The sequence below is a fragment of the Sphingomonas sp. KRR8 genome, assembly GCF_023559245.1.
Classification (GTDB): domain Bacteria; phylum Pseudomonadota; class Alphaproteobacteria; order Sphingomonadales; family Sphingomonadaceae; genus Sphingomicrobium.
In genome coordinates this window covers 206319-227262 of the sequence record NZ_CP097462.1, presented here as the reverse complement: position 1 = coordinate 227262, position 20944 = coordinate 206319, and the positions used below count along the sequence as shown (strand labels likewise).

Genomic DNA, 20944 nt, shown 5'->3' with positions numbered 1-20944 from the left:
CCGCACGGGGGGACGTCACGATGCTTCGATCGATCTTGTTCGTGTGCGTGGCGGCTGGTTTCATGGTTCCGGCGGCGGGCTCGCCCGTCCGCATCGGGCCACCAGACGCGCCAATCTCAACCAGCGTGGCAGTGCTTGGGGACGCTCGGATCGTCTATGTCAGTGGCCAGGTTCCGGATATTGCGGACTCCGCTGCGCCGCCCGGCTCGCCAAAGCGCTACGGCGACACCGAAACGCAGACCCGCTCCGTGTTGGCAAAAGTTGAGAAGGCGCTCGCGGCGCAGGGTCTCGGCCTTGGCGATGTCGTGATGATGCGCGTCTTTCTCGTCGCCCCGTCCGGTCAGTCGCGAATGGACTTCGCCGGCATGATGAAGGCGTATCGGGAGCGTTTCGGCACTCCCCAGCAGCCGGCCAAGCCGGCCCGCACCACGGTGCAGATCGCGGGGCTCTACGACCCCGACTTCCTGGTCGAGATTGAGGTGACCGCAGCCAAGTAGGGAGACAGGGTAATGACCGTTTCACGTCGCGAAGCCCTGCTCCGTATCGGCCAGACTGCTGGCCTGGGCGCCACTTACGCCGCCATGCAGATGATGGGGCTGGCGGTGGGCACGCCAGCCAGCGCCGCGAACTTCGCCTTGCCGAAACTGCCCGGTGGCGGACCGCACGTGGTGATTCTTGGCGCCGGCATCGCCGGTCTGGTTTCGGCATTCGAGCTGGAGCAGGCCGGTTACCGCGTGACCTTGCTCGAGGCCCGCGATCGGGTCGGCGGGCGCAGCTGGACCATTCGTGGCAGGGACCGGATCGTGCTGAACGGTCGCGACGAGCAGCGGGCAAGCTTCTCGCCGGGCCTTTATTTCAATGCCGGTCCTGCCCGGCTGCCGTCCCACCATCATGCGATCCTCGGCTACGCACGCAAGTTCGGCGTGCCGCTCGAGCCCTTCGTCAACGCGAACCGCTCCGCGAGCTGGGACTTCGGCGGCAAGGCCGTGAGAGGCGGCCGGATGGTGTTCGATCTCCAGGGTCGCATCGGCGAGTTGCTCACGAAGGCGATCAATCGCCACGCCCTCAACGACACCATGCCAGCCGAGGAAATGAAGGAATTCGCCGAGTTCCTACGCTTCTACTCGGGCCTCGATGCGCAGGGCGTCCTGCGCCCGCACCCACGTTCCGGCTACAAGGTGCCGCCTGGCGGTTACGACCACCCGGCTGAGCTGCTGGACCCGCTGACCCTGCGCGAAACGCTTCCCAATCGGGGAGTCGGGCTGCCGCATGTGTTCGAGCAGCTGACCGAGATGCAGCCAACCATGATGCAGCCGGTGGGCGGCATGGACCACATCGCCCATGCGCTCCACGACGCACTCAGAAACAAGGCACGAGTGAATGAACCGGTCAGCGCCATTCGACGCGAAAATGCGGGTGTGAGGATCGAGCACCGAAGCGGCGTCACCCGCGCCGACTATTGCATCTGCGCCCTGCCGCCGCCCATCCTGTCGCGGATCCCGAGCGACTTCTCCCCAGCTAAAAGTGCGGCACTCAAGGAGGTGCCAATGCTCAAGAGCGCCAAGGTGGCGTTCGAGGCACCTCGCTTCTGGGAAACAGACGATCACGTCTACGGCGGAATGGCATGGACCGACCGCCTGAACGAGAATATTCTCTATCCCTCCAGCGGGTTCAACTCGGCCCGCGGCGTGCTGGTGGGAGCCTATTGCGCCGGATGGACGCACCCCGACACGCCCGAAGCCTTCGCCAAGCTGCCGATTGCCGAGCAGATCAGGATCAGTCGCGAGTCGGTCGAAGCGCTTCATCCGGGCCGCTCCAATCAGCTCAAAGGCGCAGTCGCGGTCGACTGGGGACTGGTGCCATGGTCCGAGGGAGTGGGGGCAATCGGCCCGGACTTCGATGACGCCGGCGCCGGCGTTCGGCGCGGCCCCCGCTATGCGGAGCTGCTGAAGCCCGAAGGCCCCATCATCTTCGCTGGCGAGCATCTGTCATACGTTGGGCTGTGGCAGGAAAGCGCGGCCACCAGTGCGCACGAGGCGGTGTCGCTCCTGGCCAAAATGGCAGCTGAGAAGGGCGTCACGGCAGCGTAGGAGCTATCAACTTGCGGAGGTGGCTTTCACGACGATGAAGCGCATCGCGATCCTCCTGGATGGCACCTGGGCCACGCTGGAAGACAACATGAAAGTCTGGCGCCTCACATGCCTCTGCGATCCACGTGCCCGGGACCAGCTCGTCTATTACAGCAAGGGAATTGGCACCCAACCCGGCGATGCCGTTCGCGGCGGTGTCGAGGGTTACGGCATCGATCAGGAAATCATCCACGCCTATGCCTGGCTGACGGAGTGCTTCGAACCCGGCGACGAGCTCTCCACCTTTGGCTTCAGTCGGGGCGCCTATACTGCGCGGAGCCCGTCAGACCTGGTCGCCAAATGCGGGATTCTAAAGCCAGGCGCGCCCTTGTCCGGTCACGGATCATGCCGGCCACGACGATCAGCTGAAGCACGAGGCCGACCACGGTGGGCATCGGCTCGGGCGGTGGCGGCAACACGCCTGGTCTAAGTCCCGGATGCCGCCCCATCGCAAGAAGGAACGCGACCCGGGCGCCCGCCGCGCTCACCAGCGCCACCGTCCCGGCGATCATCAGCCTTTTGTGCCACTCGGGCCGGTGCGTGCAGGCGATTGCCGCACCTGTGAACAAGGCGAAGAGCATCATTGCGGCGAACGGCGTCGCGAGAAACATTCGCGCCGCATCGCCTTCCCCGCGAGCCAGCCGCTCACGCAGACTGATCACTGCCGTTGCAAGGCCTACGACGACAACCAGCGTTGCAAGTGCGATGCCGGCGAGGCTCCAATCACGATGCCGCCGTAACCGTCCCCGAGCGACCAGATATGTCTGCATGACGAGGAAAAGCATCCAGCCGGTGCTTAGAGCGGCGTGCAGGTGGACGATCGGCGCCCCAACGAAGGTTCCTGCAGGGACTTGCAGCCAGTAAGTCGGTACAAACGCGACCACGGCCACCAGCGTGCAGGCGACTGCTAGCCATACAAAGATGAGGCTGCCCGCGCGACGAGACCGAGTCCCAGCGAAGTTCTTCGTTGCAGGCGCGACTGCTGCAGCCATGTCTGCACCCGTGCACGATGTGCACCTCGCGAAACATGGACCTTCGCAAGCCCGAGGGCGAGTCCCATTGCGGGTTGGGAAGTTCGGGATGTCCAGCCGTTGTGCACGGCCACGGCAGGAACGCGCCGCCTTCCTCGCTTCAGTATGTGGCACGTCGATTGTCGCGGGGGATGCGGCTTCCTAAGTCGGGTTCATGCAAGCCACCCGCGCCATCATACGCCGCACCGGCGGTCCCGAAGTGATCGAATGGGAGACTGTCGACCTGCCCCCACCGGGCCCTGGCGAAGTACTGGTAGAGCATGAGGCGGTTGGGCTGAACTTCATCGACGTCTACCATCGCAACGGGATCTATCCTGGCGAACTGCCCAGCCTGCTCGGGATGGAGGCGGTTGGCATTGTTCGTGCCGCTGGCACGAACGCCGACTTCAAGGAGGGCGACCGGGTTGCGACGTTCGGACCGAAGCGCGGCGCCTACGCCACCGCGCGGGTCATCGCCGCCGACATGCTGATGCCGGTTCCAGCGGACATCCCGGCAGAAACCGCCGCCGCATCCCTGCTCAAGGGCTGCACCGCCGAGTTCCTGGCCGAGCGCTGCGGCAAGGTGCAGGCTGGACAGGACGTCCTGATCCACGCCGCCGCGGGGGGAGTGGGGCAATTGCTGGTCCAGTGGGCGAAAGCGCTGGGTGCCCGCGTCATCGGCACCGTTTCGACCGAGGCCAAGGCCGCCATTGCCCGCCGCGCCGGTGCCTCCGATGTCATTCGCTACGATCATGATGTTGTCGCCGACCGGGTCCGGGAGTTGACAGTTGGAAAGGGTGTTCCCGTTGTATTCGACGGGGTCGGCCAGCAGACTTGGGAAGCCAGCCTCGGCTCCGCTGCGCCTCGCGGCCTCATCATCAGTTACGGCAACGCTTCAGGGCCGGTCACCGGCGTCAACCTTGGCGTGCTCGCCAACAAGGGTTCCCTGTTCGTCACCCGGCCGACCCTTTTCGACTATTATCGTGATCAAGGCGATCGCCGCGAAGGTGCCGAGCGGTTGTGGACCATGATCCGGGACGGCAAACTGAACGTCGATATCGGTGCGCGCTATCCGCTGATCGACGCGGGGCGCGCCCATAGCGATCTTGAAGCCCGCAAGACGACTGGATCGGTGCTCTTGCTGCCCTGATCAGACTTCCCGACCTTGCGCGCAAACCGCTGCTGACCGATGTGTCTGCTGCTCATCGTTCACGAGGACCTGACCACATGGCCGAAGCCTATATTGTCGCCGCTGCCCGCACCGCCGGAGGAAAGCGCGGCGGCGCGCTGAAGGACTGGCACCCGGCCGACCTGGGTGCAGCCGTGCTGAACTCGCTCGTCGAAAGGTCAGGCATCGACCCGGCTGTGGTCGAGGACGTCATCGCCGGCTGCGTCGGCCAGATCGGTGAGCAGAGCTTCCACATTGGCCGCAACATGGTGATGGCCAGCAAGCTGCCCGATAGCGTTCCGGCCGTCAGCATCGACCGGCAGTGCGGCAGTTCGCAGCAGTCGCTCCACTTCGCCGCGCAGGCGGTGATGAGCGGGACTCAGGACGTTGTCATTGCCTGCGGTGTCGAGAGCATGACACGCGTCCCGATGGGCCTGCCTGTCATCCTGCCGATGCAGGCAGGGATCGGTATAGGCCCGTGGCCGCAGTCGATCAAGGACCGCTACGGCGTTACTGAGTTCAGTCAGTTCACCGGGGCCGAGATGATCGCCGGTAATTACGGGATGACCCGCGAAGAGCTCGACGCTTTCGCACTCGAGAGTCATCGGCGCGGCGCGGCGGCGATCGACCGGGGCGACTTCGAGAAGGAGGTCGTGCCGCTTACGGTGCGCGGCGACGACGGCACTGAACGCCAGCATACTCGTGACGAAGGAGTCCGCGCAGATGCTTCGTCCGAGGGGCTGGCCTCGCTCAAGACGATCAAGCCGGACGGCGTGATTACCGCCGGCAATGCAAGCCAGATCTGCGACGGCGCAAGCGGCGTCATGGTGGTCAGCGAGCGGGCGCTCAAGGAACATGGCCTGACCCCGCTCGCCCGCGTCGATCACCTTACGGTTACCGCCGGCGATCCGGTCATCATGCTGATGGAGCCAATCCCCGCCACCCGCCGCGCATTGCAGCGGTCTGGCCGGCGGATCGAGGATATTGATCTTTACGAAGTGAATGAGGCGTTTGCGCCCGTACCTCTCGCCTGGTTGCGCGAGATTGGTGGCGATCCGGCCAGGCTCAACGTCAACGGCGGCGCCATCGCGCTCGGCCATCCCCTCGGCGCCTCTGGCACCAAGTTGATGACTACGCTGATCCATGCGCTGCGCAAGAACGGCAAGCGCTTCGGCCTGCAGACGATGTGCGAAGGCGGCGGGATTGCGAACGTCACCATCGTCGAAGCACTCTGACCGGTTCGACGGCGCATGATCATCACCGTTGAGGTCACTACCCGTGACGGCCGCCGCAAGGAGGTGAGCGCCACGACTGGCCGATCTCTGATGGAAAATCTCCGCGCCGCCGGCATCGAGGAGATACTGGCGCTGTGCGGCGGCTGCTGCAGCTGCGGCACTTGCCAGGTCTATGTCGACGAACCCTGGCTGGCTGCGCTGGAGCCGGTCAGTCCGCTTGAAGACGAGGTCCTCGACACGACAAACGTCCGCCGTTCGAACAGTCGACTGTCGTGCCAGATCATTGTGCGTCAATCACTTGATGGGCTGTCAGTGACCGTTGCACCGGAAGACTGAGCTGTGCTCTGGCGGTCCGACGTCGGCGCCCCTACATGCGCGCCATGATGAAGCCATGCCTGCTCGCACTTGCCGCCGTGGCCGCTACATCGGCCACGATGGCACCGACGGGCGTCCAGGTCAGCGGCTGGGCTCGTCCCACCGTTAATGGGCAAAGCAGCGCCGCTGCCTATCTCGTCATTCGCAATTACGGTCCGGGCGCCGACCGCCTGGTTAGCGTCTCCAGCCCGGCCGCAAACATGGCCGGAGTTCACCGCTCACAGATAAGTGGCGGAGTGGCTCGCATGCGTTCGGCCGGCTCGATTGTTGTGCCAGCGGGCAAGATGCTGGCCATGGCGCCGGGCGGCTTGCACGTCATGCTGATGGGGCTCAGGAATCCGCTGAGGACCGGAGCCACCCTCCCGCTGACCGTTCTTTTCGAGCATGGCGGTGAGCGGCAAATTCGACTGCCCATTCAGATGAACGCGCCATATGACCAACCCCATGGACACTGATCCGCCAGCGGGGCACAGCAATCTGCGGCGGGTACGGCTGATCGTCTGGGCGATCGTTCTGATCGCCCTTCTCGCGCTCGCATTCTTCTGGTTGAGGCCAGTGGTCTCGACCTCAGGCGAGGTGACCCAGCGCGCCGATCCGGGTTCTTCAAACTTCCAACTTGGTGGCCCGTTCACCCTGACAGGCGCTGACGGCAAGCCGTTCTCCTCCGCAAGTCTCGCGGGCACGCCGTACGTCATGTTCTTTGGCTTCACCCACTGTCCGGACGTCTGCCCGAACACCCTGGCCCGGCTGGTCCGCTTGCGCCAGCAGCTCGGCAAGGGGGAAACGCCGTTCCAGATCGTCTTCGTCACCGTCGATCCCGAACGCGACACGCCCGAGGCCGTCGGCAGTTATGCCAAGCTGTTCAACAGCCCGATCATCGGCCTGACCGGAACCCGCGCACAGATCGATCAGGTCGCGAAACAGCACGCGATCTATGAGGCGAAGGTTCCCGATGCGAGCGCACCTGACGGCTACACCATGGACCATGGCGCGGCCGCACTGCTGTTCGGCCGCGACGGCAAGTTCGTCGCCACAATCGCCCAGGAGGAAGGCGACGAGGCCGCCATTGCCAAGCTCAAGCGAATAACGGCCTAGCGGGGGACGCGCGCCAGCAAGCGCTCGACAGCGGCGATGGACGCTGGTTCATCGAAGCTCGGCGCATGGCCGACGCGCTCGATCGTCACCAGCTCGGCGCTTGGGCCGAGCACCTCGACCATTTTGGTAGCGGTTTCGGCACTGAATAGGTCAGAAAGCTCACCGCGCAGGATGACAACCGGCTTTCCCTTTAGATTGTCGATCAGCGGCCAGAGGTCGGGCTGCACCGCTTCGTTGGCTGCGGTAAACGGCTGGGCGATCGCCATGTCATAGTCGAGTACGACCTTGCCATTCTCTTCCCGGCAGCAGCGGCGAGCGAACCGCTCCCAATTCGCCGGCGCCCAATCCGGATAAACGTCGCCGGCGCGGTCGGCGAACGCAGCACCGGCGGCTGCAAAGTCCGGCCAACTGGTCGGCTTCCCGACATAGCCCTTGATCCGCTCGATCCCTGCTGGCGAGACCTCCGGACCGATGTCGTTGATCAACGCGCCGGCGATCCGTTCCTCTTCCATCGCCGAGATCAGCATCGTGGTGAGCCCGCCAAGCGAGGTTCCGACAAACACCGCGTCCGCAATGCCGAGCTGATCGAGCAGCTTCAACACGTCGCGGGCATAGGTGGGCGGAAGGTAGCGGCCCGGCTGCGGATCAGGGTCGCTCAGCCCACGCCCGCGAAAGTCCAGCGCGATCACCCGCCACTCTCCCGCGAAGCGGTCGGCCACGGGCTCGAAGTCGCGCGCATTGCGCGTCAGGCCTGGCAGGCAGATAATCGGCGGCTGTTCGGGCTCACCCCCCGCATAATCGCGATAATGGAGCCGCACGCCGTCCGCGCTGTTGTAGTAGCGGTCCTCGAAAGCGGCCACATGACCTCCCTTGCCTGTTCCCCTTCTCCTATCCGGACCATATGACCCGAACGCAAGCCTATCGGCCAGACCCTCGCATCCTGGAACTCGGAGAGGCCTTCTATGATCCTGTCGCTCCGGCAGTCTTTCCGGCAGCCATTCCGCGTTTCCTGAATAGCCGCGCGGCGGCAACGGTCGGTCTGGAAAAGGTGGACTGGGAAGCGCACTTCCACCGCTTCGAGCCGCTTGCCGACAACCTCCCGGAGCCACTGGCGCTCCGCTATCATGGACACCAGTTCCGCTCCTACAATCCCGACCTCGGCGATGGACGCGGCTTCCTCTTCGCCCAACTTCGTGACGACCGTGACCGGCTGCTCGACCTTGCCACCAAGGGCAGCGGCCAGACGCCGTACAGCCGCACTGCCGACGGACGCCTGACCCTCAAGGGGGCGGTGCGCGAGGTACTGGCGACCAAGATGCTTGCAGCTTTGGGAGTGAACACCAGTCGCACCTTCGCCGTCTTCGAAACTGGTGAGGACCTCGTCCGTGGCGATGAACCCTCGCCCACCCGCTCGGCCGTGCTGACCCGGCTTAGCCACGGGCACATCCGCATTGGCTCCTTTCAACGGCTCGCCTTCTTCGAGGAAGTCGAGAACATGGAAAGCCTCGTCCGCTACTGTCTCGAGCACCTGTTCGGCGACGATCCCGACGCCGGCGCCGTCCAGCTGCTCGAGCGGGTCAGTCAGGCCACCGCCGAACTTGCCGCCAGCTACATGGCCGCCGGCTTTGTCCACGGGGTCCTCAATACCGACAACATTAATGTGACCGGCGAAAGCTTCGACTACGGCCCATGGCGTTTTGCGCCGACCTGGGATCCGCAGTTCACGGCCGCCTACTTTGATCATTCGGGCCTCTACGCCTTTGGGCGGCAGCCCGAGGCGATCCAGTGGAACCTCGCCCAACTCGCGGGGTGCTTGGCGCTAATCGCCGATCCACCAGCCTTATCGGCGCTGCTGCAAGGTTGGGGCGAGCGCTTCCACCTGGCGCTCGTCGCGGCCTTGCTGAAGCGGCTGGGCGTTGCTCCCGGCGATGCCGACGAGGACCGCGCGCTTGCCCGGGCGATTGTCGCCGAATTGGGCAAGCAGGAGATCGGGATCGATCGCTTCTTCTTCGACTTGCGTGCCGGACGACGCCCGGCAGGCACCTCCGATGCACTCATTGACCTTCTACAACCTCGCCTCACACCGCAAACCCACCCCTACTGGCAGGACGACGCGCCATGTTCGATGCTGATCGACGAGGTCGAGGCGATCTGGGAGCCGATCGCGAAAGCCGATGACTGGTCCGAAATGAACCGCAAAGTCGCTGCCATCCGCCGAATGGGAGAAGCGATGGGGAGCGGCGCTTGACCGGCCTGTCCTCTTGCTCGACACGGGCCCGCAATGACTGACCTTCTCGTTTCCACCGAGCCCGCGACCGGAGCCGAACTCTGGTCGGGACCTGTCGGCAACCCGGGCCAGGAGGTGGCCATTGCTCGCGAGGCACTGGCCGAGTGGGCCGAACGATCCGTCGCCTACCGGAGCGAGACGCTGCGCCGCTTCGCCAATGTCGTGCGGAGCAATGCCGACGCCTTCGCGGACCTGATTGCGCGCGAAACCGGCAAGCCGTTGTGGGAAGCCGCGACGGAGGTTCAGTCGGTCGTCAACAAGGTCGACATCTCGATCAACGCCTATGCCGAGCGTACGCCCAACCTGAGGTCGGAAGGCGCCCTTGGAGCGAAGGTCGCGGTCCGCCACAAGCCGCACGGCGTGCTGGCGGTGCTCGGACCCTACAACTTCCCGGCCCACCTGCCCAACGGCCACATCGTGCCTGCACTGCTGGCGGGCAACGCCGTGGTATTCAAGCCGTCGGAAAAGACGCCGGCCGTCGGCGCCAGGCTGATCGATTATCTGCATGAAGCCGGTGTGCCGGAGGGTGTCGCCCGGCTGGTGATCGGCGGTCCCGAAGAAGGCCGCGCGCTGGCTGCCGAGGACGGCATCGACGGACTGCTATTTACCGGCTCCGCCCGGGCGGGTCAGGCGCTTCATCGCCAGTTCGCCGACATGCCGCACAAGATACTTGCGCTGGAACTGGGCGGCAACAATCCCCTGGTCGTGTGGAACGCCAAGGATGTCGAATCCGCCGCGGCCATGATCGTCCAATCGGCTTTCCTGTCGGCGGGACAGCGCTGCACCGCGGCCCGCCGCCTCATCGTGTCGGAGCAGGACAGCGACAAGCTGCTCGCCGCAACCCTCAAGCTGGTTGACCGGATCATCGTTGACCAGCCGCATGCCGAACCCGTGCCCTTCATGGGTCCGGTGATCGACAACGGCGCCGCCGATCATCTGCAGGAACAGTTCCTGGGCCTCATCATCAAGGGCGGCAAGGTCATCCGCCGGCTCGACCGGACGAACCCGGACCTGCCATTCCTCACCCCCGGGGTGATCGACGTCACGGCCGTACAGAACCGCCCGGACGAGGAGCTGTTCGGACCGGTGCTGCAGATCATCCGGGTCGCCGACTTTGAAACCGCGATCGCAGAGGCCAACAACACGCGCTTTGGCCTCGCCGCCAGCCTGATCGGTGGTTCACCCAAGCAATATGACCAGTTCTGGGCGCACGTCCGGGCGGGCGTCATCAACTGGAACAAGCCAACCAACGGTGCGCCCTCCACCGCCCCGTTCGGCGGCGTCGGGCTGTCCGGCAATCACCGCCCAAGTGCCTTTTACGCCGCGGATTACTGCGCCTATCCGGTCACCAGCAGCGAAGCAGAAATCGCCCGCGCCAGCATCGCGCAGGGTCTCCGTCCGCCGGTCGGCGACCGCTAAAGCCTGGGGCGGACCGGCGGCTCGCGCCCCGGTCCGCCCTGCCCCACCCCCGGGATCTAGTCGTCCATGTCCGGCAGATAATGATCTTCGGCGAGATCGCTGAAGCGGGTGACCCGGCTGTCGAACTTCATGCGCACCTTGCCGGTCGAACCATGGCGCTGCTTGGCGACGATGACTTCGGCCAGGCCGTAGACCCGCTCCATGTCGCGCTGCCACTGGTCGTGCTGCTCGAAAATCTTGGGATCATCGCCGTCGACCGGGATCTTCGGCTCCTTGGCGTTCAGATAATAATCCTCGCGGAACACGAACCAGACCATGTCCGCGTCCTGCTCGATCGAGCCGGACTCACGCAGGTCCGAGAGCTGCGGGCGCTTGTCCTCGCGCTGCTCGACCGCACGGCTCAGCTGCGACAGCGCAAGCACCGGCACGTCCAGTTCCTTGGCGAGTTGCTTGAGTCCGCGGCTGATCTCCGAAATCTCCTGCACGCGATTGTCGGTGCCGCCCCGTCCGGTGCCCGACAGCAGCTGCAGATAGTCGACGACCACGAAGCGGATGCCCTTCTGCCGCTTCAAGCGACGAGCCCGCGCCCGCAGCGCGGCAATGGTCAGGCCGGGCGTATCGTCGATGTAGAGCGGCAGCGACTGAAGCTCGGCGGCGGCACGGGCGAGCTTGTGGAACTCGGCAGTGCTGATCTTGCCCATGCGGAGGTTCTCGGAGCTGATCCCCGACTGCTCAGCCAGCACACGCGTGGCGAGCTGGTCGGCGCTCATTTCGAGGCTGAAGAAAGCGGTTGGCGCACCCACCGACTTCTCTGGCTCGATCCCGTCCTCCTGGTCGCGCAGCCAGCGCTGCGCGGCGGCGAAGGCGATGTTGGTGGCAAGCGAGGTCTTCCCCATGCCCGGTCGACCGGCGAGGATCATCAGATCGCTCGAGTGCATGCCGCCGATCTTGGCATTGAGACTGTCGAGGCCAGTGGTGATGCCCGACAGGTGCCCACCCGACTGCAGCGCCTTTTCGACCGTCCGCAGGGCAATCGTCGAGGCTTCGGCGAAGGCCTTGACCTTGCCCTCGCCCCCACCCTGCTCGGCGACCTTGTAGAGTTCGGTCTCGGCCCGCTCGATCTGCTCGAGGGGTACTACGTCCTCGCTGGTGTCGAGCGCGACCTCGACCATCCCTCGGCCAACCGAGATCAGGCTTCTGAGCAATGCAAGGTCATATATCTGCTGGGCGAAATCGCGCGCGCCGATGATCGCCGCGCCCGAGCCCGTAAGCTGGGCAAGGTAGCCGGGACCACCTACTTCCTTCATCGCTTCGTCCGCTTCGAACAGCGGGCGCAACGTGACAGGGTTGGCGACCATGTTGCGGTCGGTCAGCCGCAGAATACCGTCGTAGATGCGGCCATGCAGCGGCTCGAAGAAGTGGTCGGCCCGCAGCTTCAGCTGCACGTCCTCGACCAGCCGGTTATCGAGCATCATCGCGCCTAGCAGCGCGGCTTCAGCCTCGATGTTCTGCGGCAGCGCGGGCGGCGCGGGAGCTTCGGTGCCAGCACCGGGATGTCGGAGAATTTCGGCCATGGCGCGCTTCTATGCCTCCGCCCAAGGCACGTGAAGATGCCTGCTCCGAATAGCGGTGGACGCTTTGTGGACAAGTGCGTCTCCGCTGGGGAAATCCGCGCCTGGTGAATCGACGAACGGTTGGGCGCGCGTCTAAGACCACGCCATGAGCATTCTTCCCGACCGCTGGATCCGCGAGCAAGCGCTTGAACACGGCATGATTGAACCGTTCGTCGAGGCCCAGCGCCGCGATGGCTGTATCAGTTACGGCCTGTCGAGCTACGGCTATGACGCCCGCGTGGCCGACGAGTTCAAAATCTTCACCAATGTCGACAATGCGCTGGTCGATCCCAAGGATTTCGCCGGCAACAGCTTCGTCGATCGCCAGACCAAGGTCTGCATCATCCCACCCAACAGCTTCGCGCTAGCCAGGACGGTGGAATATTTCCGCGTTCCCCGCGACGTACTGGTGATCTGCCTGGGCAAATCGACCTACGCCCGCTGTGGCATCATCGTGAACGTCACCCCGCTGGAACCGGGCTGGGAAGGCCATGTCACGCTGGAGTTCAGCAATACGACGCCCCTCCCCGCCAAGATTTATGCGGACGAGGGCGCCTGCCAGTTTCTTTTTCTCCGTGGCGAAGGTCCGTGCGAAGTCAGCTACGCCGACCGGGCAGGCAAATATATGGGCCAGCGCGGGGTAACGCTGCCGAAGCTCTGATCAAGCACCGCTTCCGCTTGGATCGGGCTGCAGCGCGGCGCGGCCGGCGTGAATCAGCTGCACCCAGGCGGCGAAGGCCTCGCCGATGGTGCCGATGAGATTGGCGAGCGATTCGTCCGTGATCGCGCCGTCAGGGCCGAATTTCTCATCGGATATGCCGCCAATGTAGGCCTCCGGCTGCTGCATGACGGGCATGTCGAGAAAGACGCAACTCTGCCGCAGCTGGTGATTGCAGCCGAAGCCACCAATCGCACCCGGTGATGCCGTAATCACGGCAGCGGGCTTCTTCGCCCACGCGCTTCTTCCATACGGTCGCGATCCGACGTCGATCGCATTCTTGAGGGCGGACGGCACTCCGCGGTTGTACTCGGGCGTGACGAACAGCACGCCGTCACAGGCCGCAAGCTCTTGCCGGAAGCGGGTGTAAGGCGCGGGCGGATCTCGGTCGAGGTCGGGATCGTAAAGGGGCAGATCGTGGATCGTCAGCATTTGGCAATCCAGGCTGCGCGGCACGCTCCCGCAGATGGCTTGCGCAAGCTTGCGGTTCAGCGACCCCTCGCGAATCGATCCTACAATGATGGCGATGCGGTGCCGGGATTGCTGGTTGTTCATGGAAGCCTTCCTCAACGGTTGGGCCAAAATGCGTCGCCATGAGGGAAAACGCCCGCTCTCAGCACGACATGCAACGACAGCCGGGTGAATTCGCTCCACCCATCTGCCAAAACGGCTCGCTCGACCGATAACAAGGTAACCTCCGCTTAACCTGACAGACCTGTCGCGGGCTGTTCATGTTGTAGCCTCCACAAGGAGGGCAGACGCCCGCAACAACTCAGAGGAGAACACTCATGCGGACCATGATGATGGCGCTCAGCGCCGCTTCGCTCGCCCTTCCGGTCGCGGTTGCGACTCCGGCCGAAGCCCGCCCGCACTACAACAACCAGGGTTATTACCAGGGCCGCACCTGGTACGACGATCAGGGTCGCACCCGTTGCCGCCGTTCGGACGGCACCACTGGCCTGCTGCTCGGCGGCGTCGGCGGTGCACTGGTCGGCCGATCGATCGATACTCATGGTAGCCGCGCGACCGGGACCATCCTCGGCGCGGCCGCTGGCGCGCTCCTCGGCCGTTCGATCGACCGTAACCGCGAGGGTCACCGCTACGTCTGCCGTTAAAGCGGCATTGGCATGGACGCCGGCCTCCCTCACCGGAGGCCGGCGCTCAGCGTACTACTGTATTGACTTGGTAAGACACTGACCCTAGGCTTCGTGCCGACAGGGAGGTGTCCATGTATTCTCAAAACGATATCGACGAAGCCGTCGCGGCCGGCGCACTCAGCGCCGACTCGGCAGACTCGCTTCGCCGCTTCCTCGACCAGGCCCGCGCAATGCCGGCGGTCGATGATGAGCAGTTCCGGCTGATCACTGGCTTCAATGACATCTTCGTCTCGATCGCCGCCGCCATTCTGTTGTTTGCGGTCGGCTGGATCGGCCAGAGTATCGGCGAGAGTTTGGGCATCGTGGTGAAGGACGGTCCGTCCGCGCTCGCCCCCGCAGCCGTCGCGGCCACCGCCTGGGGATTGGCGACCTTCTTCACCGGCAAGCGTCGGATGGCGCTTCCCTCCATCCTGCTGCTGCTGGCGTTCGTCGGTGGCGTGGCGGCTACGATCGGCTTCCTGGAGGCGCTGGTCTACAACGGGGACAATTTGCAGGGCGAACGAGCAGTCATCGTCGGCGGCGTTGCGGGCTCTATTGCCGCGGCCGTCGGCGCTGCGGCTGCCTACGTTCACTGGCGCCGCTTCCATGTTCCGATCACCGTCGCTGCCGGCGCTGCGTCGGTGTCGGCGATCGTCGCAGGCCTGTTGCTCGCCGCCCTCGGAGAAGGGCCGAACACCACAAACGTGATGCTTGGCCTAGTGCTTCTGCTCGGTATCGGCGTATTCCTGTTCGCGATGCGCTGGGACTCGAGCGATCCGCAGCGGCTGACCCGTCGTTCGGACGTGGCTTTCTGGCTGCACCTTCTAGCGGCGCCGATGATTGTGCATCCCGTCTTCACCCTTCTTGGGCTGAACAACGGGACGTCAGGTGTCGGCGAAGGTCTGGTTGTGATCGCCCTCTATGTCGCCCTCGCAATCACGGCGCTTGCGATCGACCGGCGTGCACTGCTGGTGTCGGCGCTTGCCTACGTCCTGTTCGCCCTCAACCGGTTGTTCGAGACGGCCGGTGCGGTCGAGCTCAACGTCGCACTGACTGCTCTTGTGATTGGTTCGGCGCTGCTGTTGCTGTCGGCCTTCTGGCATCAGGCGCGGGCGGCGATCGTCACCCGGCTTCCCGGCGGGCTGCAGAGCCACCTGCCGGTACTCGGCCCGGCGGCGCTCAGTCCTCGACCAACCTGATCAAACGGCGCTCCAGCGGGGCAAGCACGGGCGGCAGCTCGTGCCCCCGCCGGAGCACTTGCCCATGTTCGCTGATCAATGCCCACGCCCCTTGCTTCGCCCGAAGCGAGGGGCGTTTTTCGATGCGTACTTCGGGTCGCTCGGCAGCTCGACGGAATGCGGCGAAACTCGCCAAGTCCGGCGCGAAGTCCATCGCATAGTCGCGCCAGTGCCCGGCGGCGACCATTCGGCCGTACAAGTCCATGATGCGCTGGAGTTCCAGCCTCTCGAAAGTGGCAACACCTTTCCGGGGGTACGCACCCGGAAAGGGAGTGACGACACTCACGAAGCCTTGACCTCCGGGGCATCCTGCTGCCGGGAGCGAAGCACCTGCACGTCACGGCGCAGGGCTGCCAGTTCCTCCTCCAGCTCGGCCAGGCGCGTTCGCATCGGGTCCAGATCCTCGCCACAAGGAGTGCCGTAAGGAACAAACCCAGGGCTGTAGTGGACCAGGTCAACCGGAACTGGCCGGGCGGGAATGCCGACCACGGTGGTATTGGGCAGCACATCCTTGGTCACCACTGCATTGGCGCCGACCCGCCCACCTTCGCCAACTTCGATCGGGCCAAGCACCTGCGCACCCGATCCGATGACGACGTTGTCGCACAGGGTCGGATGACGCTTGCCGCCGACGCCGGTCGAGGGGTTCGTGCCACCCAGCGTCACGTTTTGGTAGATGGTGACGTTGTCACCGATGTCGGCGGTCTCGCCGATGACGGTGAAGCCATGATCGATGAAGAAGTTGCGGCCGATGGTGGCGCCGGGGTGAATGTCGATACTGGTCAGAAAGCGGGCGAGATGGTTCACCAACCGCCCCAGCCAGAAGAGTTTGCCGACCCACAGCCAGTGCGCGACCCGGTGTAGCCCGAGCGCCCAGACGCCCGGGTAGAGGATCACGTCCCAGCGGCTGCGCGCGGCGGGGTCGCGGGTCTTCACCGAGTCCAGATATTCGATCAGTCCCAACGCCAAGTCGCCTGCGCCTCTTCCCTTTTGCGGCGGCAATTTAAGCACCGCGGAGCGCAAATGCCAGACGTGTACCCCTGCTCGCTCCCGGGCGCCTCCTTGTGCGCCGGTCCGGCTGTGCCGAGCGCCTTGCTTATTGCGGGCCACTTGCAGGCTTGGGCCGGTCGCGCCAAAGCCGCGAAAGCCATCACAGGAAAGGTCCGGCTATTCCGGAATTCTTCACGGATCCGTCGGCGCTGCTGCCCTTCATCCTGGTGGGGTTCGCCGCGCAATTGATTGATGGCGCCTTGGGCATGGCCTATGGCGTGATCAGTTCAACCTTGCTGATCGGCATGGGTGTGACGCCGGCCATGGCCTCGGCCGGCGTTCACACAGTGGAGACATTCACCACCGGCGTTTCGGCGGTAAGCCACGTCGCGCATCGCAACGTCGACTGGCGGCTGTTCCTGCGGATCGTTATCCCGGGCGTGATCGGCGGCATCTTCGGAGCCTATGCGGTGAGCAATATCGACGCGGCTACCGCGCGCCCGATTGTGCTCTTCTATCTCTCCGCAATCGGCCTTTATCTTCTCTGGCGTGGAGCCATGCACCGGCATGTCGAGAAGGAGCCCAGGGTCGTCGAGCCGCTTGGCCTCGTCGGCGGCTTCCTGGATGCGGCGGGTGGCGGCGGATGGGGTCCGATCGTCACGTCAAACCTGATGGTGCAGGGCGCCGCGCCGCGCACGACCATCGGCACCGTCAACACGGCCGAGTTCTTCGTGACCGTCACCGTATCCGCCACGTTCATCGCCGCACTCGGCTGGGAAGCCTTCACCTATGCGACCGTCGGCCTGCTGATTGGCGGCGTGGCCGCTGCCCCGTTGGGAGCCATGCTCGCCAAGCGCATCCCGGCCGACCGGCTGCTGGTCATGGTCGGCTGCGTCCTGACCCTGACCAGCGCCTGGGGGCTTTACCGCCTCCTTGCCTGAGGTGGCCTTTGCGGCCGCTCCGGAGTAGAGCGCGACCATGCATTTTCTTGATCAAGCAAAGATCTACGTCCGGGCGGGCGCGGGTGGACCCGGCGCCGTCAGCTTCCGGCGCGAAAAGTTTGTTGAATATGGCGGCCCTGATGGGGGCGACGGCGGCAAGGGGGGCGACATCGTCTTCGAAGCGGTCGCGGGCCTCAATACACTCATCGACTTCCGGTACACGCAGCACTTCCGGGCCCCGCGCGGCAAGGGTGGGTCGGGCTCCAACCGCACTGGCGCCGGCGGCGAGGACCTGGTCATCAAGGTGCCGGTTGGGACGCAGGTCCTCGCCGACGACGAAGACCGCAGCGTCATCGTTGACCTCACGGAGGTCGGTCAGCGTGTCGTCCTGCTTGAAGGCGGCATGGGGGGGCGCGGCAATGCCAGCTACAAAACTTCAACCAACCGTGCGCCGCGCCAGCACCAGCCGGGCATCCCCGGCGAGGAGTTGTGGGTCTGGCTTCGGCTGAAGCTGCTTGCCGACGTCGGGCTAGTCGGGCTGCCAAACGCCGGCAAGTCGACCTTCCTCAATCGCACCACCAACGCCTCCGCCAAGGTTGGCGACTATCCTTTCACTACCCTCCGCCCGCAGCTTGGCGTCGTCCGACACAAGGGCCGCGAATTCGTCATCGCTGACATCCCCGGCCTGATCGAGGGCGCTGCGGAAGGCGCCGGGATCGGCGACCGCTTCCTCGGCCATGTCGAGCGCACCCGCGTCCTGCTCCACCTGATCGACGCAGCCGGGGAGGATCCGGGCGAAGCTTATCGAGTCATCCGCGGCGAGCTGGAAGCTTACGCGGCCGAGCTCGAAGACAAGCCCGAGGTGCTAGTCCTGACCAAGGCTGACCTTGCCTCGCCCGAGCAGATCAAGGCAGCCCGCAAGGCACTGAAGAAGGCGGGCGCGCCAGAGCCCCTGCTCATCTCGGCCGCGACCGGCGACGGTATCGAAGGTGCCCTCGACCTCATCCTCGAACGGCTCGGCGGCGGCGACGAGCCAACCGAAGAAGCTGGCGAAGACGCGGTCGAAGACAGCAAGGCCTGGTCACCGCTGTGAAGCTGGCGCTGACGGGCGGCACCGGCTTCGTTGGCGGGCGGCTCCTCCGCCTCGCCGTTGCCGAGGGTCACCAGCTGCGCGCGCTCACCCGCCGTCCCCAGCAGGACGAGCGCGGTGTGGACTGGATCACGGGCGCGCTGGACCATCGCGAGACATTGCAGCGACTTGTTGAAGGCTGCGATGCTGTCATCCACGTCGCCGGCGTGCTGAAGGCGCGCACCCGCGCGGACTTCGACGCCGGCAACGTCACAGGGACCGTCAACATGCTGGCGGCGGCCACTGCCGGCGGGGTTCACCGCTTCGTTCATGTCTCCAGCCTCGCAGCGCGTGAGCCCGAGCTCTCGCTCTACGGGGCCTCCAAGGCGCGGGCCGAGCGCATCGTCATGGACAGCGGTCTCGACTGGGCAATCGTGCGTCCGCCTGCGGTCTATGGCCCGGGCGATGCCGAGATGCTCGACCTGTTCAAGGCCGCACGCGGCGGGTTCGTGCCCCTCCCCCCAAGGGGACGGCTATCAATCATCCATGCCGACGATCTTGCCCGGCTGTTGCTCGCGCTGGCGGCACCGGATGCGCCGCACCGTATCCTGCTAGAGCCCGACGACGGGCAACCGCGCGGTTACAGCCACAAGGAATTCGCCCGCGCGATCGGCGCGGCGGTCGAGCGCCGGCCGCTCAGCGTTTCGATTCCGGCGCCGCTGCTCAAACTTGGAGCCCGGTTCGATCAACTGCTCCGTCGGGGCGGCGCCAAGCTTACCCCCGATCGCGCCGCTTATTTCTGTCACGAGGATTGGGTCGCCGATCCTGCCAAGCGCCCGCCGGCCGACCTCTGGCAGCCGCGGATCGGCGCCTCCTCTGGCATGGCTGAGACAGCCGCCTGGTATACCGCTCAGGGCTGGCTCTAGCGCTTGAGCACCAGCTCCCAGACCACCGCCAGGCCGGTCACGATAAGGCCGGTCAGAAAGAAGGTGTAGCTCCAGTAGAGCCAGCGATACTTCTCCTTCCGCAGCACGAAACCATGATCGTAAACGCTGCGGGCGATGTGCCGGTAGACCGCCTCCTCAGACTGCATGATCTTGATCGCCTGCTCGACATAGGCCTCCCGGCTGATGTTTGTGAACGAGCCGAAATACAACAGGTTGGCGGTTTCAGGCGTGACCTTCCACTTGCGCATGGGGCCTGGCCGCACGGTAAGGATACCAAGTACAGTCGCCATGAACGAGAAAGCGGTCAGCAGGATCAGCGGCAGGCTCGCCTTGCCGGACGAGACATCGCTGATCGACAGGCTGAAGACGACAAAGCTGGCGCCCATCAGCATCGACGACTTGTTGTCGGCCATTTCGCTCAGCGCCATCTGGCCGCTGTCGGCGGCAAGCAGGAACTCGTGCACGTCCTTGGGGAAGACATGGTCTTCGCCCAGGCTCAGGCCGGCAGCAGGATCAGCCTCGCTCATCGCCGCGGATGCTGCATCCAGCACTGGGCTGACGTCAATGGCTCAGAGTCGCCTTTGCGCCTGCGGTAAGGCTTGCCTGTCACGAGCCCGAGCTTCATAGGCGCATCACCACTCAACAGCGGGCGAGAATAAACAAGTGAAGGCGCGCGTGTTCGTCACCTTGAAGTCCGGCGTGCTCGATCCGCAGGGCAAGGCCATCCACCACGCGCTCCAGGGGCTTGGCTTCGACGGCGTCAACGACGTTCGCGCTGGCAAGCTGATCGAACTAGATCTGGCGGACGGCACCTCCACTGCCCAGATCGAGGACATGTGCCGCAAGCTCCTTGCCAACACGGTGATCGAGAACTTCCGCATCGAGCAGACGGACGGCGCCGGTGCGTAGCGCGGTCATCATCTTCCCGGGCTCAAACTGCGACCGGGACTTGGCCGTGGCCTTTCGCGAGGTCGGCGGCCGCGAGCCGGCGATGGTCTGGCACGGCGATAGCCAGTTGCCCGACGGCCTGGACGTGATCGGCGTTCCGGGCGGCTTTTCTTATGGTGACTATCTACGCTCGGGCGCCATGGCTGCACGCTCGCCGGTCATGCGAGCCGTTGCCGAAGCGGCTGCCCGCGGCGTTCCGGTGATCGGCGTCTGCAACGGCTTCCAGATCCTCACCGAGGCAGGCCTCCTCCCAGGCGCACTGATGCGCAACGCCGAACTCGCCTACATCTGCCGGCCGGTGAAGCTTGAGGTGGGCAGCAGCCAGTCGCTCTTCACCAGCCGCTATTCGGCGGGCGAGGCGATCACCATCCCCATCGCCCATCACGATGGCAACTACCAGGCCGACCCAGAGACCCTCGACCGGCTTGAGGGCGAGGGCCGCGTGGCGTTCCGCTATGCCGAGCGTTGCAATGGCTCGGCCCGCAACATCGCCGGTATCCTCAACGAGGCGGGAAACGTCCTCGGCATGATGCCGCACCCGGAGCGCGCGCTCGAAGCAGCCCACGGCAACACGGACGGTCGTCGCCTGTTCGAAGGCCTATTCGAGACCGTCGGAGCCTAGCGCC

At 65.0% G+C, this 20944-nt stretch carries 24 protein-coding genes; 18 read left to right on the top strand and 6 right to left on the bottom strand.

Going from position 1 to position 20944, the window contains the following annotated elements; translation table 11 throughout:
• Positions 1-20: 20 nt before the first annotated feature.
• The 8 genes from M8312_RS01135 to M8312_RS01095 all read left to right on the top strand — a co-directional run bounded on the left by M8312_RS01135 (position 21) and on the right by M8312_RS01095 (position 7012).
• The gene (locus M8312_RS01135) at positions 21-497 is read left to right on the top strand and encodes a RidA family protein (protein WP_250118564.1); all 477 of its coding nucleotides are present in this window, start codon (positions 21-23) and stop codon (positions 495-497) included.
• 12 nt (positions 498-509) lie between these two features.
• Positions 510-2090, top strand: a complete 1581-nt coding sequence (locus M8312_RS01130; protein ID WP_284070190.1) for a flavin monoamine oxidase family protein — start codon at positions 510-512, stop codon at positions 2088-2090.
• A gap of 34 nt (positions 2091-2124) precedes the next feature.
• A complete protein-coding gene (locus M8312_RS14490) occupies positions 2125-2559 on the top strand; it encodes a phospholipase effector Tle1 domain-containing protein (RefSeq protein WP_502957433.1) in 435 nt (144 codons plus the stop codon).
• A 755-nt stretch (positions 2560-3314) separates the two neighbouring features.
• The gene (locus tag M8312_RS01115) at positions 3315-4289 is read left to right on the top strand and encodes a quinone oxidoreductase family protein (protein ID WP_250118561.1); all 975 of its coding nucleotides are present in this window, start codon (positions 3315-3317) and stop codon (positions 4287-4289) included.
• Positions 4290-4366: 77 nt separating this feature from the next.
• A complete protein-coding gene (locus M8312_RS01110; RefSeq protein ID WP_250118560.1) occupies positions 4367-5542 on the top strand; it encodes an acetyl-CoA C-acetyltransferase in 1176 nt (391 codons plus the stop codon).
• A gap of 15 nt (positions 5543-5557) precedes the next feature.
• Positions 5558-5878, top strand: a complete 321-nt coding sequence (locus M8312_RS01105; protein ID WP_349773289.1) for a 2Fe-2S iron-sulfur cluster-binding protein — start codon at positions 5558-5560, stop codon at positions 5876-5878.
• Positions 5879-5922: 44 nt separating this feature from the next.
• Complete coding sequence (locus tag M8312_RS01100; protein ID WP_250118559.1) at positions 5923-6372, top strand: copper chaperone PCu(A)C; 450 nt, start codon at positions 5923-5925, stop codon at positions 6370-6372.
• Positions 6350-7012 (top strand): SCO family protein, encoded by a 663-nt coding sequence (locus tag M8312_RS01095; RefSeq protein ID WP_250118558.1) that lies wholly within the window; start codon positions 6350-6352, stop codon positions 7010-7012. The genes M8312_RS01100 and M8312_RS01095 overlap by 23 nt, the downstream gene beginning before the upstream one ends.
• On the opposite strand, the gene M8312_RS01090 is transcribed toward M8312_RS01095, so the two are convergent.
• Positions 7009-7872, bottom strand: coding sequence for an alpha/beta fold hydrolase (locus tag M8312_RS01090; RefSeq protein WP_250118557.1), 864 nt, complete (start codon positions 7870-7872; stop codon positions 7009-7011). The genes M8312_RS01095 and M8312_RS01090 overlap by 4 nt on opposite strands.
• 41 nt (positions 7873-7913) lie before the next feature.
• On the opposite strand from M8312_RS01090, the gene M8312_RS01085 reads away from it, so the two are divergent.
• Together M8312_RS01085 and astD are read left to right on the top strand one after the other, a co-directional pair.
• Positions 7914-9260, top strand: a complete 1347-nt coding sequence (locus M8312_RS01085; protein ID WP_250118556.1) for a protein adenylyltransferase SelO family protein — start codon at positions 7914-7916, stop codon at positions 9258-9260.
• Between the two features lie 33 nt (positions 9261-9293).
• Positions 9294-10718, top strand: a complete 1425-nt coding sequence (gene astD, locus M8312_RS01080; RefSeq protein WP_250118555.1) for a succinylglutamate-semialdehyde dehydrogenase — start codon at positions 9294-9296, stop codon at positions 10716-10718.
• Positions 10719-10774: 56 nt separating this feature from the next.
• Here the strand turns inward: astD and M8312_RS01075 are convergent, their stop codons facing one another.
• Complete coding sequence (locus M8312_RS01075) at positions 10775-12292, bottom strand: replicative DNA helicase (protein WP_250118554.1); 1518 nt, start codon at positions 12290-12292, stop codon at positions 10775-10777.
• A 145-nt stretch (positions 12293-12437) separates the two neighbouring features.
• On the opposite strand from M8312_RS01075, the gene dcd reads away from it, so the two are divergent.
• Positions 12438-12992 carry a dCTP deaminase gene (dcd, locus tag M8312_RS01070; RefSeq protein WP_250118553.1) on the top strand — a complete coding sequence of 185 codons (555 nt, stop codon included), beginning with the start codon at positions 12438-12440 and terminating at the stop codon, positions 12990-12992.
• On the opposite strand, the gene M8312_RS01065 is transcribed toward dcd, so the two are convergent.
• A complete protein-coding gene (locus M8312_RS01065) occupies positions 12993-13703 on the bottom strand; it encodes an NADPH-dependent FMN reductase (RefSeq protein WP_250118552.1) in 711 nt (236 codons plus the stop codon). It lies immediately after the preceding gene.
• 134 nt (positions 13704-13837) lie between these two features.
• On the opposite strand from M8312_RS01065, the gene M8312_RS01060 reads away from it, so the two are divergent.
• Entirely contained in the window at positions 13838-14164 is a 327-nt protein-coding gene (locus tag M8312_RS01060; protein ID WP_250118551.1) for a glycine zipper 2TM domain-containing protein, read from the top strand.
• Positions 14165-14277: 113 nt separating this feature from the next.
• Positions 14278-15384 (top strand): hypothetical protein, encoded by a 1107-nt coding sequence (locus M8312_RS01055; RefSeq protein ID WP_250118550.1) that lies wholly within the window; start codon positions 14278-14280, stop codon positions 15382-15384.
• Here M8312_RS01055 and M8312_RS01050 read toward each other — a convergent pair.
• Complete coding sequence (locus M8312_RS01050; protein ID WP_250118549.1) at positions 15365-15709, bottom strand: DUF2794 domain-containing protein; 345 nt, start codon at positions 15707-15709, stop codon at positions 15365-15367. The two genes, M8312_RS01055 and M8312_RS01050, sit on opposite strands and share 20 nt — an antisense overlap.
• A complete protein-coding gene (epsC, locus tag M8312_RS01045; RefSeq protein ID WP_250118548.1) occupies positions 15706-16392 on the bottom strand; it encodes a serine O-acetyltransferase EpsC in 687 nt (228 codons plus the stop codon). The genes M8312_RS01050 and epsC overlap by 4 nt, the downstream gene beginning before the upstream one ends.
• 200 nt (positions 16393-16592) lie before the next feature.
• Between epsC and M8312_RS01040 the strand changes: the two genes are divergently transcribed.
• Genes M8312_RS01040 through M8312_RS01030 form a run of 3 tightly spaced genes read left to right on the top strand, consistent with a single transcriptional unit; the run spans position 16593 to position 19349 of the window.
• Positions 16593-17354, top strand: a complete 762-nt coding sequence (locus M8312_RS01040; protein ID WP_250119806.1) for a sulfite exporter TauE/SafE family protein — start codon at positions 16593-16595, stop codon at positions 17352-17354.
• Between the two features lie 37 nt (positions 17355-17391).
• Positions 17392-18447, top strand: coding sequence for a GTPase ObgE (obgE, locus tag M8312_RS01035; RefSeq protein WP_250118547.1), 1056 nt, complete (start codon positions 17392-17394; stop codon positions 18445-18447).
• Entirely contained in the window at positions 18444-19349 is a 906-nt protein-coding gene (locus M8312_RS01030) for an NAD-dependent epimerase/dehydratase family protein (protein WP_250118546.1), read from the top strand. The genes obgE and M8312_RS01030 overlap by 4 nt, the downstream gene beginning before the upstream one ends.
• On the opposite strand, the gene M8312_RS01025 is transcribed toward M8312_RS01030, so the two are convergent.
• The gene (locus M8312_RS01025) at positions 19346-19897 is read right to left on the bottom strand and encodes a Pycsar system effector family protein (protein WP_250118545.1); all 552 of its coding nucleotides are present in this window, start codon (positions 19895-19897) and stop codon (positions 19346-19348) included. The two genes, M8312_RS01030 and M8312_RS01025, sit on opposite strands and share 4 nt — an antisense overlap.
• A 136-nt stretch (positions 19898-20033) precedes the next feature.
• On the opposite strand from M8312_RS01025, the gene purS reads away from it, so the two are divergent.
• Complete coding sequence (gene purS, locus M8312_RS01020) at positions 20034-20279, top strand: phosphoribosylformylglycinamidine synthase subunit PurS (protein WP_250118544.1); 246 nt, start codon at positions 20034-20036, stop codon at positions 20277-20279.
• The gene (gene purQ, locus M8312_RS01015; protein WP_250118543.1) at positions 20272-20940 is read left to right on the top strand and encodes a phosphoribosylformylglycinamidine synthase subunit PurQ; all 669 of its coding nucleotides are present in this window, start codon (positions 20272-20274) and stop codon (positions 20938-20940) included. Before purS ends, purQ begins: the two co-directional genes overlap by 8 nt.
• Positions 20941-20944: the final 4 nt, after the last annotated feature.

What these genes read in the sequence shown, in the direction of transcription:
- M8312_RS01135 (WP_250118564.1), top strand. Translation starts at nt 21, where the DNA reads ATGCTTCGATCGATCTTGTTCGTGTGCGTGGCGGCTGGTTTCATGGTT.
- M8312_RS01130 (WP_284070190.1), top strand. Translation starts at nt 510, where the DNA reads ATGACCGTTTCACGTCGCGAAGCCCTGCTCCGTATCGGCCAGACTGCT.
- M8312_RS14490 (WP_502957433.1), top strand. Translation starts at nt 2,125, where the DNA reads ATGAAGCGCATCGCGATCCTCCTGGATGGCACCTGGGCCACGCTGGAA.
- M8312_RS01115 (WP_250118561.1), top strand. Translation starts at nt 3,315, where the DNA reads ATGCAAGCCACCCGCGCCATCATACGCCGCACCGGCGGTCCCGAAGTG.
- M8312_RS01110 (WP_250118560.1), top strand. Translation starts at nt 4,367, where the DNA reads ATGGCCGAAGCCTATATTGTCGCCGCTGCCCGCACCGCCGGAGGAAAG.
- M8312_RS01105 (WP_349773289.1), top strand. Translation starts at nt 5,558, where the DNA reads ATGATCATCACCGTTGAGGTCACTACCCGTGACGGCCGCCGCAAGGAG.
- M8312_RS01100 (WP_250118559.1), top strand. Translation starts at nt 5,923, where the DNA reads ATGATGAAGCCATGCCTGCTCGCACTTGCCGCCGTGGCCGCTACATCG.
- M8312_RS01095 (WP_250118558.1), top strand. Translation starts at nt 6,350, where the DNA reads ATGACCAACCCCATGGACACTGATCCGCCAGCGGGGCACAGCAATCTG.
- M8312_RS01085 (WP_250118556.1), top strand. Translation starts at nt 7,914, where the DNA reads ATGACCCGAACGCAAGCCTATCGGCCAGACCCTCGCATCCTGGAACTC.
- astD (WP_250118555.1), top strand. Translation starts at nt 9,294, where the DNA reads ATGACTGACCTTCTCGTTTCCACCGAGCCCGCGACCGGAGCCGAACTC.
- M8312_RS01075 (WP_250118554.1), bottom strand. Translation starts at nt 12,292, where the DNA reads ATGGCCGAAATTCTCCGACATCCCGGTGCTGGCACCGAAGCTCCCGCG.
- dcd (WP_250118553.1), top strand. Translation starts at nt 12,438, where the DNA reads ATGAGCATTCTTCCCGACCGCTGGATCCGCGAGCAAGCGCTTGAACAC.
- M8312_RS01060 (WP_250118551.1), top strand. Translation starts at nt 13,838, where the DNA reads ATGCGGACCATGATGATGGCGCTCAGCGCCGCTTCGCTCGCCCTTCCG.
- M8312_RS01055 (WP_250118550.1), top strand. Translation starts at nt 14,278, where the DNA reads ATGTATTCTCAAAACGATATCGACGAAGCCGTCGCGGCCGGCGCACTC.
- obgE (WP_250118547.1), top strand. Translation starts at nt 17,392, where the DNA reads ATGCATTTTCTTGATCAAGCAAAGATCTACGTCCGGGCGGGCGCGGGT.
- M8312_RS01025 (WP_250118545.1), bottom strand. Translation starts at nt 19,897, where the DNA reads ATGAGCGAGGCTGATCCTGCTGCCGGCCTGAGCCTGGGCGAAGACCAT.